9 protein-coding genes and 1 tRNA gene are annotated in these 13232 nt (G+C 47.2%); 7 read left to right on the top strand and 3 right to left on the bottom strand.

Annotation, left to right across the window (positions count from 1 at the left end):
- Positions 1-15: 15 nt before the first annotated feature.
- The 3 genes from LHL18_RS17215 to LHL18_RS17205 all read left to right on the top strand — a co-directional run bounded on the left by LHL18_RS17215 (position 16) and on the right by LHL18_RS17205 (position 1964).
- A complete protein-coding gene (locus tag LHL18_RS17215; RefSeq protein ID WP_226768007.1) occupies positions 16-876 on the top strand; it encodes a fructosamine kinase family protein in 861 nt (286 codons plus the stop codon).
- Between the two features lie 94 nt (positions 877-970).
- On the top strand, positions 971-1732 hold the full coding sequence (locus LHL18_RS17210) for a pteridine reductase (RefSeq protein WP_226768006.1): 762 nt from the start codon (positions 971-973) through the stop codon (positions 1730-1732).
- A gap of 31 nt (positions 1733-1763) precedes the next feature.
- On the top strand, positions 1764-1964 hold the full coding sequence (locus LHL18_RS17205) for a CPXCG motif-containing cysteine-rich protein (protein ID WP_134055668.1): 201 nt from the start codon (positions 1764-1766) through the stop codon (positions 1962-1964).
- On the opposite strand, the gene LHL18_RS17200 is transcribed toward LHL18_RS17205, so the two are convergent.
- Entirely contained in the window at positions 1958-2590 is a 633-nt protein-coding gene (locus tag LHL18_RS17200) for a riboflavin synthase subunit alpha (RefSeq protein ID WP_226768005.1), read from the bottom strand. The genes LHL18_RS17205 and LHL18_RS17200 overlap by 7 nt on opposite strands.
- Positions 2591-2649: 59 nt before the next feature.
- Here LHL18_RS17200 and LHL18_RS17195 point away from each other — a divergent pair, with 59 nt between their 5' ends.
- The 4 genes from LHL18_RS17195 to LHL18_RS17180 all read left to right on the top strand — a co-directional run bounded on the left by LHL18_RS17195 (position 2650) and on the right by LHL18_RS17180 (position 6413).
- A complete protein-coding gene (locus LHL18_RS17195) occupies positions 2650-4008 on the top strand; it encodes an MATE family efflux transporter (RefSeq protein WP_226768004.1) in 1359 nt (452 codons plus the stop codon).
- A 3-nt stretch (positions 4009-4011) separates the two neighbouring features.
- A complete protein-coding gene (locus tag LHL18_RS17190; protein ID WP_226768003.1) occupies positions 4012-5019 on the top strand; it encodes a DUF3080 family protein in 1008 nt (335 codons plus the stop codon).
- Positions 5020-5146: 127 nt separating this feature from the next.
- Positions 5147-5223 (top strand) — tRNA-Val (locus tag LHL18_RS17185).
- Between the two features lie 449 nt (positions 5224-5672).
- Positions 5673-6413, top strand: coding sequence for a FadR/GntR family transcriptional regulator (locus LHL18_RS17180; RefSeq protein ID WP_226768002.1), 741 nt, complete (start codon positions 5673-5675; stop codon positions 6411-6413).
- A 191-nt stretch (positions 6414-6604) separates the two neighbouring features.
- Here the strand turns inward: LHL18_RS17180 and LHL18_RS17175 are convergent, their stop codons facing one another.
- Complete coding sequence (locus tag LHL18_RS17175) at positions 6605-9568, bottom strand: TonB-dependent receptor (RefSeq protein ID WP_226768001.1); 2964 nt, start codon at positions 9566-9568, stop codon at positions 6605-6607.
- 576 nt (positions 9569-10144) lie between these two features.
- Positions 10145-13138: a VCBS domain-containing protein gene (locus LHL18_RS17170; protein WP_226768000.1), complete on the bottom strand. Its 2994-nt coding sequence runs from the start codon at positions 13136-13138 to the stop codon at positions 10145-10147.
- Positions 13139-13232 lie beyond the last annotated feature (94 nt).

Below are 13232 nucleotides of genomic sequence, written 5' to 3'. Positions count from 1 at the left end.
ATAAGGAGAGCACGCATGTGGCAGGCTATTGCTGAACATATTAACAGTGAACTGGACAGTGATTTTGAGATTGAAAGCAAAGCTCAGTTGACCGGTGGCAGCATTAATCTGGCCTGGCGGGTAAGCGGTAAAGGCCAGCAGTTTTTTGTCAAACTAAACCAACGCGAGCAGGCAGAACAGTTTGAAACCGAAGTGTTAAGCCTGCATGCCTTACAACAAGCCCATTGCATCCGAGTTCCGAAGGTAATTTGCGCCGGCCAGACTATAGACAAAGCCTTTCTGGTTCTGGAATACATGCCATTCAGTGGGGAAACGGTGCAAGGCTGGCAACATCTGGCCCAGCAACTGGCATTACTACACAAACAGCATGATCAGGCCATGTACGGCTTTGATTGGGACAACAGCCTGGGCACCACGCCACAACCGAATAAATGGCAGGCAAACTGGAGCAGCTTTTTTTCTGAACAGCGGCTTGGCTGGCAGTTACAACTGTTGTTAGAACAAGGCTTCGGGTTTGGTAAAATTGATTATCTGGTAGAGCAATGCCGGCAACGTCTGCAGCATTATCAACCGCTTCCAAGCTTGCTGCATGGTGATTTGTGGCGGGGTAACATTGGCTTTGTCAGCGATAGCCCCGCCGTGTTCGATCCCGCCTGTTACTACGGTGACCGGGAAGCAGATCTGGCCTATACCACGTTATTCGGGCGCTTTCCTGAACACTTTTACAAAGCCTACCAGGAACTTTACCCGCTGGATAAAGCGTACACCGAACGTAAAGATCTTTATAATCTTTATCATGTGCTAAACCATGCGTATTTATTTCGTGGGGCTTATCTGGTACAAGCACAAGAGATGATTAAACAACTGTTTAGCTGACCCGCACAGTGATCAAAAAAATACTACGACCGTATATGCTGTGAACCGGACAGAGATACAACACTTTCGCGCTTAACTTCACGGAAACTTAATAATGCTTACCTCTGAACAGCCAGTGGCATTGATTACTGGCAGCGCTAAACGGCTTGGCCGTCAAATGATACAAACTCTACACAGCCAAGGTTACCGAGTTATTATTCACTGTAATCAGTCACGCGCTGACGCAGACGAACTCGCACAGTCATTGAACCTGCAACGGCAGCACAGTGCCACTGTCGTGCAAGCAGATTTATTAAACGAAGCCTACTGGCCTGAACTGGTGCAACAGGTGCTGGCTTGTTTTAACAGGCTGGATGTACTGGTGAACAATGCGTCCAGCTTTTATGCAACGCCGGTTGCGAAAGCCTCGCTGGATGACTGGCAGGACTTATTTGGCTCCAATGTCAAAGCACCATACTTTCTAAGCCGTGCCCTGGTGCCTGAACTTAGTCAGCGTCAGGGTGCCATAGTAAATATGGTTGATATACATGCACAGCAACCGCTGGCGCAGCACAGTATTTACTGTATGGCAAAGGCCGCTCTTTTAATGATGACAAAATCTCTTGCCCGGGAATTAGCGCCTACAATTAGAGTCAATGCTATTGCGCCTGGCGCGATTTTATGGCCGCCGGAGCAGTCTGTCGTGCTTAAAGAGCAGGAGAAAGCCGCCATACTGGCACAAATTCCAATGCAGCAATTAGGCACGCCAGAGGACATAGCGCAAACACTATTGTTTTTGCTGCAATCGCCTTACATTACCGGACAAGTTATAGCGGTAGACGGTGGGCGCAGTTTAGGTGGTCAAACCAAAGCCTGAGCAAAGGCTTACGCAACCAGACGGAGACATAATGAACTTACTGAGTAAAACCATCGAATGTCCGTTTTGTGGTCATGCTATGCACCTGAGTGTTGAAGTGACCGATGATGATCAGGATTACACTGAAGATTGCACGAATTGCTGTAACCCTATTCACATCAGGGTGCATAAAGACGAGCTGCACCACAGTGTGCAGCTGTTTATAGATGCCGATGATGAACAGTATTACTGATCTGCCTGACGTGCAAACCGTTCAGCCATAATCCGCTCGACGGTTTGCACTATGGTTTGAGTTTGCTGATCGAGTTCAATGTTCAGTATGTCGCCGGCCTGTTTTTGCCCTAAGGTAGTGATTGCCAGTGTTTCGGGGATCAGGTACAGCATAAAGCCATCTGTCAGGGTTTCCCCCACGGTTAAGCTGCAACCTTCCACAGTAATAAAACCTTTACTAAGCACATAACGCATATGCTCCGGTGCCAGAGCCAACTGCAAAGAGCAATCATTGCCTTGTCTGTGTACAGCCACAATATTCGCTGTAGTCTGGATATGGCCAGATACAATATGGCCTCCAAGTTCACTGCCAAATGTAAGCGAGCGCTCAAAATTAACGTCATCTCCAACGATAAGCTTGCCTAAGTTGGTTTTAGCTAATGTCTCGGTAATCACATCAAAGTTAACCCAACCTGCTGCGCTATCAAAATCAGTAACCGTTAAACACACACCGTTAATGGCAATACTGGCGCCACGATTTAAATCGCGCAAAAATTCAGCACCGGGTTTTATGGTCAAACGCCGCAGCGCCACTTCGTCACGAATTTGTGTTATCACAGCTTTGGTCTGAACTATTCCGGTAAACATAAGCCCCCAATTGTGCTACATTGCGCGCCATTGCACGCTGCTGATACAACAGACCCGCTATGTTACCTTTTTCCCGCTTCGAAGCCAGAACCATACTGAAACTTTCTGGCCCCATAGTGCTGGCACAACTTACCCAGACGCTGATGTACTTTGTCGACACTGTGATGGCCGGCCGCTACAGTGCTGTTGATATGGCGGCCATTGCTGTTGCATCCGGCCTGTGGTTTCCGGTGGTGATGACCATGCAAGGTTTGCTGCTGGCCCTGACGCCTATAGTGGCCCAGTATTATGGCGGCAAACAGGTAAAGCCTGTAACCCACTTTACCGTGCAGGCAATGTATCTGGCGATGGCGCTGGCCGCGGCCTTGTTTATTCTGATGTTATACGTGCAGGCTCCAATTGATCTGTTGCAGATGGAAAGTGAGCTCAGGCAAAAAACCCTGGACTACCTATATTATGTCAGCTTCGGCCTGTTTCCCGCGGCTGGCTATATGGTTATCCGTAGTATGTTTGAAGGCATTGGCAACACCAAAGCCAGTATGTGGATAAGCTTTGTTGGTATATTGGTTAATATCCCGGCTAACTATGTGTTTATTTACGGCAAACTGGGCATGCCCGCCCTTGGTGGCGCGGGCTGTGGCATAGCAACCAGCCTGGTATTTGTTGCCATGTTTATTGCCATCCTGGTATACGGCTGGTTTAGCCGTACCACACAGCGCTACAAAACTAACCCCGACAGTTACCGGCTAAACCTGAAAGACTGCTGGCAAATTGTCAGCATCGGCACCCCTATCGCCTTCTCAATCTTTTTTGAAGTGACCTTATTTGCCTGCATTCCGCTGGCCATAGTGCATCTTGGCCCTATCATGGTAGCTGGGCACCAGATCGCGCAAAACTACAGCGGTATAGTGTTTATGCTGCCGCTTAGCCTCGGTATGGCGACAACTATCCGCGTTGGCCATTTAGTGGGCCAGCAAAGCCTTACTGAACTGAAAAAAGCCATATCGACAGCAATAGTGCTTGCAGTGATGATGTCATTTATCATTGCCAGCCTGACTTTTTTACTGCGTGGCACCATAGCATCACTGTATTCTGCCGATGCCAGTGTTATTGCGCTTGCCGCGTCCCTGCTCATTCTGGCCTGTTTTTATCAGGTATCCGATGCCATTCAGGTGGTTTCTGCTTGCGCACTGCGGGGTATGAAAGTGACTAAACCGGTATTTTTTATCACCTTTATTGCTTACTGGCCAATCGGCTTTGGCCTTGGCGCCGTATTGGGTTTAACAGACTGGCTGGTAGAACCCATGGGCCCCCATGGTTTCTGGATTGGTATTATTGCCGGTTTAAGCGTAGCTGCATTGATGCTGGCTATGATCTTAAAACGTACTTTACATAAACTGGAACATAAGGCGGCGTAACATATGAAGCTCTGGCTGCTACCGCTGCTGCTGAGTTTAACAGCTTGCAGCGGTTATAACGGCGATAAAGCACTGACCAATTATCAGCAGCGATTAGCCAGGGTGCTGGATACCACTGCGCCAGACAGCAGCTTGCCAGCCGCAGCAAAATTAGTCGAACAACGCGATTTAAAACAACCCCTGCCCGATTTGCGGCTGGACATTACCGATGCTTACGCCACCCGCCGCTGCAGCCTGGATACCTTAATAGGTGAACGCAACTCCAGCCTTGGTAAGGTGTATAGTGCCAGTAAGCAGCTCAGTTACGAGCTGCGCTTTCTTAGTCAGTTGCAGCTATGCCTGAGCAAGAGCTGGGATAACACCGCCCTGCTTAATCAGCTACAACAGGTGTATCAGCAAAAACAACACAGCATTAATATAGCCTTTAACAATATGCTGCTGACCGACGACACCCTGCGTAAAGAGCTTTTGGGTGTAAGTAAAACCTTACCGGTTAACAGCGCGACCGGCATTAGTGAAACCTGGCAGGCATTAACTGAACTTACGCTGCTACAGCAATTTATCTCAGAGCAAAACTGGCAGGCCGCCAGTAACGTTGATATAGAGCACCAACTACAAGTGCTGTACCGCTACAATACTCTGGGCCGTTTGCAGTACAGCCTGCGTCAGAGTACTCATCAGCTGTCGCAGGTGAATCAGATGCTGACAGATATCAGTCCTGAACAGCTGTGCCAGCCAAGGCCGGATAAACAACAACTGGAGATACTGGCGAATATTTTCAACAAGTTTTTTATTGCTGAAGTACAGCAATACACCGTTAACCTGCAAAGTTACCAACAGCAGCTATGGCCACTGCTTGAAACGCTGTATGCCGATACGCCATTACACGCTGCGCTAACACAGCGTTTTGACACCACCTTACAGCAAATGCGTGCCGAACTGGCTGAACATGTACGCTGGTGGCAGACTCTTAATAGCCAGTGCCCGCTGCAACTGGCTTCCAGAAGTTAACACCCTGCTACGTTTTTACGGCTAAAAATGCAGCAAACTCGCGTTTTAGCAGTAAAAACACTTGCCAAGGTGGCATCTGCACAATAACATAGCCGCCGTTGTCGCTACTGCGCTACAACCAAAGTGTGCGTCCTTAGCTCAGCTGGTTAGAGCACCACCTTGACATGGTGGGGGTCGGTGGTTCGAGTCCACTAGGACGCACCAAAAATTCCAACAAAAAAGCCGCTCATTGAGCGGCTTTTTTGTTTATTAACCATATGAAATAAAAGTGCTTTGTTAAGCAATAGCTTTAAAAAATTAAACAGACTCAGCATCTAGCTCCCTCCCCTCGCTATCGGTATTATGCTTACAATTTACCAACGGTGACCAAACACGGTATCCATCGAATCTCCAGCAGTAAGAGTTATGGCCTCCCTAAAGTTTTCATTAATCGATAAATACCTTACTTTCCTAAAAAAACCAATTTGAAAACCAACTAAATCAATTGTATCTTACCAATTAAGGTTTAAATTAATTACCAATTAGAACTTTTCAATATTGAGCGTTATCATAGCTAAACAAGATACCGGTCTTTTGCACAGTTCTATAGGTTCGGGCTACAATCGGCACAAGTACATGTTTTACCAATGGCAAGACTTAAAGGGATACCAATCATGAAGAAACGCAGACGTTTCTGGACAGTTGTTGAAAAGTTAGAAGCTTTAATAGACAAAGGGGTTTATCCTGCAGGAAGCCGCCTTCCAGCTGAACGAGAGCTTGCCGAGGCTTATGATGTAAGCCGTCCAACCATACGCGAAGCTATTATTGCACTGGAAGTCAGAGAGAGAGTGGAAGTAAAAACGGGCTCAGGCGTATATGTCACTGATTTTGCTGGTTCAGACCCTTCATTTAAGTCCATCAGCGCATTTGAACTTACCCAGGCCAGGGCATTAGTAGAAGCAGAAGCAGCAGCGTTGGCCGCAGCAACCATCCGGGAATCAGAGCTTTCAGCCCTCAAGCAGGCGCTGGATGAGATGTCGTCAGCAGAAAAGGCAGATAAGGCAGATGAGGCCGATCAAAGATTCCACGAGATCATTTCCAGAGCAACGCGTAATAATGCCATTGTTATGTCTATTAATAACCTTTGGAAAATCAGACGTAATGAGCCGCAAGTGATTGCCGCTTATAAAGATGTATGCTCGCATGGTATTGAGCAACGCATCAAAGAGCATACCGCCATTTATGACGCTATTGCCAAACGTGACTCATCAGCGGCAAGAAAAGCCATGCACAATCACTTTAACCGTCTTATCAACGCCTTGTTCGAGGCCAGCGAAGCGAAAGCGTTAGAGGAGATCAAACGTAAAACGGATGAGACCCGGGGTTTGTATTCTATTTCCCACCTGAATAAGTAACAACGGTCTACGTAAATCATTCCGCATCTGGAACTGCTTTATATACCTGACAACAGGCTCTGACACAGAGCCTGTTTTTTTATCTTGCCACATGCAAAAAGAGCAAGCCATCAGGCTTGCTTCAACAATTGCTTTTACTTTGTGATTGCCAGGACCGGTTATCTTAGACAACCAGCCCCTGGCCATTAGCATTAGAACCTGTAGCTGGCGCCAAAGGTTATCCGACGGTCTGTTAAGCCCTGGAAGCAAAGCAGTGCGCCTTCATTAACACAAGATTGAGTAACCTCAGATTCCGTCAGGTTAACGGCTTCAATGCCAATATTGAGCTGCTCGTTTACGTCATAACTGATACTGGCATTGAGCTGACCTCTGTCTTCCTGTACAACAGGGAAGCCCCAGGGATAACTTGATGTGCTGCCAAAATCGTTTGAGCGAAACCCTTCACGCCAGGTGTAACGCATCCGGGCAGACAAGCCAAATTTTTCGTAATACAAGGTAAAGTTGTAGGCATTTTCAGATAAATTAAGTAAGCCCTGTACCGCAGTAACCTCCAGTGAGCCTGTACCACCTGTTGACGCAGCAAAGACCTGACTAGGACGACTGGCCGAGGTATTAACCGCCTCACCACCAGAGAACTCCTGAATGGTATAGTTTGCCACCACACCAAAACCAGATGCCCAGCCCAGCTCGTCTTCAAAAGCTGAAAGGTCATACTGGAATGCCATTTCAATGCCTTTTTGCGTGGTGTCTTTAGTGTCATTAATGATACTGGAGAATGGTACACAAACACCGACGTCAGAGCTCACCGGACCAAACACGTTGATCAGCGCAATAGGATTCCAGATACCGCCTTGCTCGCACACCGGACCAACAATGTCACGATACCCTGTGACAGGCTCTGAATAAGGATCGTCTTGTTGCCCTACGTGTACATCCTTACGTGTCTTGTGGAAATACCCGATACTGACAACTGCGGCCTCAGCAAAATACCAATCGGCAGAAATATCAAAAGAGGTGACCACTTCGGGTTTTAAGTAAGGGTTACCACCGGCTACCGGCGGATTGGGGCTGGTGCTGAATGTGTAAGAACTTGAAAGGTCGCTAAAATTCGGACGGCGAATATCCTTACCATAAGCTGCGCGCAGCACCACATCGTCGGTTACATCGGCGGCCAGGTTAATCCGCGGCAACACAAAACTGTAATCACTTGAGGTGGTTTCTGCGACAACGTCTCCGTTAACGCTGCGGTTGCCAGTTGAATCCAGATCGGTTTGTATATAGCGCACACCAAGATTACCGCGGAAAATGCCCGTTTCAAAATTTGCCTGAGCATACAATGCGTTGGTTGACTCACTGATATCATAAAAAGCTGCAACCGATGACGTTGGTGTATTCAGTGGCTTTGAACCGCCATGGGCAGTAATTGCGTCAGCCAATGCAGTAAATACCCGATCAGGATCAGAGCCTACCAGCGCCGGATCCACCAGCAGAAAATCTTTAATATAAAGCGTTCTGCCATCTGCAGCATTAAAGTTATCCGGCCCGGCTGTCAGGATATCAGCAAACATATCGCCACTGGGAGAATCCGCCATAGTAGACAAACTGAGATTTGAGCCCACTACGTTGGACACACTGGACGTTTTGTTATAACGGTAGCCTGCGTCAAGCGTCGTAAAAATTGACATATTCAAATCGTAGCTAAAATCAATACGCGCAGCATCTTCGGTATTTTCGTTGATAGTATTTGCTAGTGCTACCGCTTGCAACCTGTAGTTGCCCGGGTCGAGCAAATCAGCCGGTGCAGGCGCATTCGCTGCGCCAAATGCAATCCCGAAGGCCAGGGCACCACCACTTAAATCATACTCAAACGGTACACCGTTGTCGTTAGCAGAACCAATTGCCGCATTGGGATTGACAAAGTTAAGTGTGGTATCAATTCTGGGGGTCGAAGAATCAGATGTAGATGAGGATATCTCGGCGCTTATTCTAAAATTATCCCCCTGGTGTTCGCCACCTAGCCGGAATATTTTGCTCTTGGTGGACCGGGAACTGGTGTCACTGGACATGCGTAAATTGCCGTCTGAACCGTCAGACTGAACCGGAATGATGCCTTTAAGCGCGGCTTGGATGCTACCAAGATCGACACCATCTAAAGAGCCAAAATTAATTGTTTCAAATTCAGTGGGAACCGATACACCAATAAGATCACTCACCCCCGACGCTTGAACCCTGGAACTCTCCTCCCGGCGATCCTGATCATTTATAATCGCATCAAACCAAAATTTGTTGTTGCTGTTTGGTGCCCACTCAAAAGAACCAGCAAAATTCTTCGTCTCATATTCGAAATTATCGTAATCTTGGATTAGAAACTGAATGGGCAGATAATGGAAACTTTGTGCGCTGGCTAAACCACTGTCAGAACGCACCAGATTGTCACGGTCAGCTCTAGGGCGAAATGCTGTGACATCTTGTTCAGCGTAGCTCCCACTAACGACAACACCAAACTTACCAAAGTCATTTTCCCAATTATCACCAAAGGTTCCTGACAAGCGCGGCTTTACGCCATCGGTGGATAAACTGCTGTCTTCACCTTGAACTCTGAATGCTGCCAGCGTTTCATTTAACTCAAGGGGGCGAATGGTTCTCAAGTTAATTGTACCGCCTACAGAGCCTTCAATCGTTTTTGCTTGTGGCGCCTTTGTTACTTCTACACCCGCAATAATCGATGCAGAAACATCTTCAAAGTCAATACCACTGCGACCTGCTCCCGACCCCACCGTAGATACACCATTAATTTCAGTACGGTTTGCATCAGTACCGCGAATTTGTACTCCAGTACCAACCCCCGCTGAGCGCGTAATCTGGATACCAGTAATATTTTCAAGTACTTCTGCCAGATTTTGATCGGGTAGCTTACCGATATCTTCTGCTTGAATAACTTCAACTAAGCTGGCCGCATAGCGTTTTTCTGCCAACGCATTTGTTAAAGAGCTTCTGATCCCCGACACCTCAATGATTTCGATGTCGTCCGGTTCTATGTCTGACTGTTGGGCTTTAGCTGTGGACGCGATACTCAGCGCCGTTGTAGATAGTATTGCCAAGCTTATTTTTGATAGTGTGTGCCTCATCCTTATTCCCCGTCTGAAATTAAACACAAATTAAATTTGAGGCCAAAACTGCGACCTCAAATTTCCCTCCCCGAGCCTGAATGCCAATATTCTGCAAAGAACAACTACCGGCAGTTTTATTATATTGCTTTATGTTTACACCCAGTTAAGCTACTGGTCAACCCACAGGTTAACTTTTTGGCTGACAAATTACTATTACCAATAAGAAGAAAAAACCAGCATCAAGATTGAAAAAACAAAAAGAAAACATACTGCATTGTTTTATAATAATTTTAATAACTGTTCTGAGTATCTTAAGAAGCTATTACGGTGAGTGGGCTCATAAGAGCTTTCAAAGGCAGGTAAGTTGAAAAGTGAAATCCGCATCCAACAAGAAAGTTAATTGGCCAACCAATTATTTTAAACTGGTCACCTTTATTCATGCAGAAAGTGAGACCAATCTCACCATAAAGCCAGATGCACACCAGCATCTATTATTCATACTAGTGGGAAATGAAGTGATGGACGAAGTGAGATGCAAGTAGGACGCGGGTTCACTCCCGCCGTCCTCTTACATATACTCCTTTTATGTCTTAGCGATCACTCAACAGAGGATATATGGTGTTATTCAATTGCTACGAAAGCCTCAGACGTTGCTGAGTTATAAGGTGATACTGGGTTGTCTGTATCCAGGGAGTCACCCTGTGCATAGGATTCAAAATCGTCAGAAAATACGACTCTACCTCCGGCCGTATCAGAGTATATGACTAAGTCATCAACAGTAAATTTACCTGTCTCTGCTCGTACACCACTATTGTCACCAAACCGGAACGACACATGCGTCACACCACCGATAGCATTGTTAGCTGGGGTGAAGCCTTCAGCGACAAAACTGACACCATCGACTTCAACCGTAACCAATGGTGTAACCTCTAAGTTGCCATTGGGATATTCCCAGGTGATGACAACATCCATAAATTCATCTAGCAATACGGTGGCCGCCGAGGTATCTACACCACTTGGGCTGCGAACCTCAAAGCTATCGTCTTTGATACGCAGATCTAAAATCGCCCCATCGTTATTGGTTGCAGAGTTGAATAGCGTGATAAATGCATCACCGTCACCTAACTCATCATCTAAACGCTTAACCGATACGGTAATTCGACCTTGTGCCAGTGGGCCATTGTCGCCAAGCGCATAACGCAGCTCCCCGGTATCAGTTGGATCGGTATCAATAATAACCGCGACATTATTGGCGCCACCAGAGTCCCCGCCAACACCGGTAATGGTAATCACCAGTTCAGCGGTAGTGCCATCGACAGATCCAATTGTGATTGCATCTGTTTCACGCTCACCGCTTACCAGAGCAGCAATAACAGCGTTGGTGGTATCAAGCAAATAGCTCCAGGAACCGTCTTCCTGGATGGCGAAGGCGCCAAATCTGCTGCGGAACGAGGCAGGCACAATAAAAGCTTCACCTTCATCCGGATCTACAACATTGACGGTTCCGGTCAATGCTTGAGTCGCATTGCTTGGCATAGACGCAGTTAAGTCAAAGAACGCCGCAGGTGTAGGCTCGTTAGCGCCATCCTCAACATCAAATACCACTACCTCAGAATAGATTGCTAAGCTGTAAAGGCTGTTGTCACCATCCAGAGTATCGCCCTCTGCGTAGCTTTCGAAATCATCTTCGAATACGCTGGTTGTGCCAACAACATCGGAATAGACAGCAATATCGTCTACATAAAAAGATCCAAAAGGTATCGTTCTATCGTTGTCACCCAACCTGAATTGAATTGATTGAATGCCATCGGCGAACCACTGATTAATATCCGTGAAATCGGGATCCACTACCGCCGCAGTAGCAAATGCCCCGCCACCAATAACTTCATCGTTAATAGTAAGGGTTAATTGTTCGGCGGCATCCAGATCCCAGGCAATTTCAACGGTATAGAATTGCTCTTCAACAAAGGGGGCAGTAACAATAACGCCTGGATAAGAGTCGCTCTCAGTGTTTCGTACCAAGAAACGCGGGGTGATGGTAATACCATTACCGTCCGTTTGCGTACCTTGAATACGCAAATCAATTAATGCCTCACTTGAGCTACCGGAAGAACCATACAGTGTAATGTAGGCATCTTTAACATTGCCATCGCTGCCCAAAGTTTCTTCTTTAGAAAACGCAGCACTGAGCTTACCCTGGCGTAAGTTATTAACAGTAAATCTAATTTCGCCAGTGTCATTACCGGTATCCGATATCTTTACTAACTGCGTCAGTGCTGCAATGCGAATGACGATCTCGGTAGTTGTTCCGTCAATCGATGTGATAGTCACCGTGTCATTAACAGAGTTGCCCACCGCAAGGTTTGCGACCGTTTCATTGTTAACATCTACAGTGTATGACCAATTGCCCTGAGCACTGATACTGAAGGTACCATAGTCGAGAAGCACGTCAGTTTGAGCCAGAATTTCATCTTCGCCAAAGTTCGGGTCAATCACAGTAACAGAACCCGTTAACGGGTCGGTGGCAGTATGTTGCACGGTTGCGCTCAACATCCCTTCAATAATTGCACCGACAGGGGTATTGTTGTAGCCAATCGCAGAGCCAATAATATCAAGTAAAGAAACATCTACATCATTGGCAACGACTGACACAGTTTGTAAATTAGTTTGGGCCGTTTCAAAGGCATCTAACAGGGCCTGTGAAAACGCACCGTCAGCTAAATCAGCAGCGATTTCGGCAATTAGCATCGCCATATTTTTGTCAGCGTTGTCGGCGTCGAGCTGCGACAAAAGCGCTAATACAGAGCCATAGCGATCAGCATTTACTGCGCCTTCAGCACCAAGAGCTACAACGCCTACCTCAGTCGGTAAAACAGTAGTAATGTCAAAACGTATTCCAAAGCGGGCATTTATTGCTTCAGCATGGTCTGCAAAGGTGCCCAGATCTGAACCCGCAGCCTGTACTGCCATTTCAGTCAAAGGAGACACGACATAAGATGGTGCAGGCGTGTCTGCGCTTCCTTCAACAACATTCACCACCGCCCGTAAAGCTGGCGCTTCAAGCATCAGGCCGGTTGACTCATCTTTGTAGGTACCGCCCGAACACGAGATTAAACCCGCGCCTTCAAAATGAACCCCAGTAAAAGTGATACTGCCCATACTGCTGGAAATCGCCGAAGCCTGAGCCGGCATCACCGCTGCGCCCGTGTCAGTAATGGCAAATATTTCACAATTCGCGCCGCTTACCGGCCCTTTTACCACAGTTGCTGTCACATCCAGAGTTGGCAGTATCATTGACGTCGAAGCGCCTACACCTTCTGTGAAACCGGCTTCATCCGTATATCTGGCAGACACCGATATTACAGAACCTTCATCGGCTTCAGTGATGGTGTAGGATGAACCTGTCGCCCCGGTTGACCACGCGTAAACCAGGGTGTCGCTTCTTATGCCGTCTGCATCACTAACCGATGCAGACAGTGTGGTGCCCGCGATTAACTCACCACCGGTGATTGTGATACTTCCTCTGCTATTGCCATCCAGTTCGTCTTTATCACCACCACTACAACCGACTAAAACGGTTGCGAGGATGATCGGTATCAGAGACTGCTTAACCATGCGTTCTGCTCCTAATAGGTTCAGTGTTTAAACGTTGTTTCGTTACTGAACAAAAGTGATATATGTAAACACTTGCGGGCTTCGACTTTTCCCG

Origin of the sequence: Rheinheimera aquimaris (genome assembly GCF_020531985.1) — a bacterium.
Taxonomy (GTDB): Bacteria; Pseudomonadota; Gammaproteobacteria; order Enterobacterales; family Alteromonadaceae; genus Alishewanella; species Alishewanella aquimaris.
This window is presented reverse-complemented; position numbering and strand designations above follow the sequence as displayed.

Bases quoted from the DNA above. Each gene is read 5' to 3' on its own strand.
- LHL18_RS17195 (WP_226768004.1), top strand. From the start codon at position 2,650: ATGTTACCTTTTTCCCGCTTCGAAGCCAGAACCATACTGAAACTTTCT.
- LHL18_RS17200 (WP_226768005.1), bottom strand. From the start codon at position 2,590: ATGTTTACCGGAATAGTTCAGACCAAAGCTGTGATAACACAAATTCGT.
- LHL18_RS17170 (WP_226768000.1), bottom strand. From the start codon at position 13,138: ATGGTTAAGCAGTCTCTGATACCGATCATCCTCGCAACCGTTTTAGTC.
- LHL18_RS17205 (WP_134055668.1), top strand. From the start codon at position 1,764: ATGAACTTACTGAGTAAAACCATCGAATGTCCGTTTTGTGGTCATGCT.
- LHL18_RS17215 (WP_226768007.1), top strand. From the start codon at position 16: ATGTGGCAGGCTATTGCTGAACATATTAACAGTGAACTGGACAGTGAT.
- LHL18_RS17190 (WP_226768003.1), top strand. From the start codon at position 4,012: ATGAAGCTCTGGCTGCTACCGCTGCTGCTGAGTTTAACAGCTTGCAGC.
- LHL18_RS17180 (WP_226768002.1), top strand. From the start codon at position 5,673: ATGAAGAAACGCAGACGTTTCTGGACAGTTGTTGAAAAGTTAGAAGCT.
- LHL18_RS17210 (WP_226768006.1), top strand. From the start codon at position 971: ATGCTTACCTCTGAACAGCCAGTGGCATTGATTACTGGCAGCGCTAAA.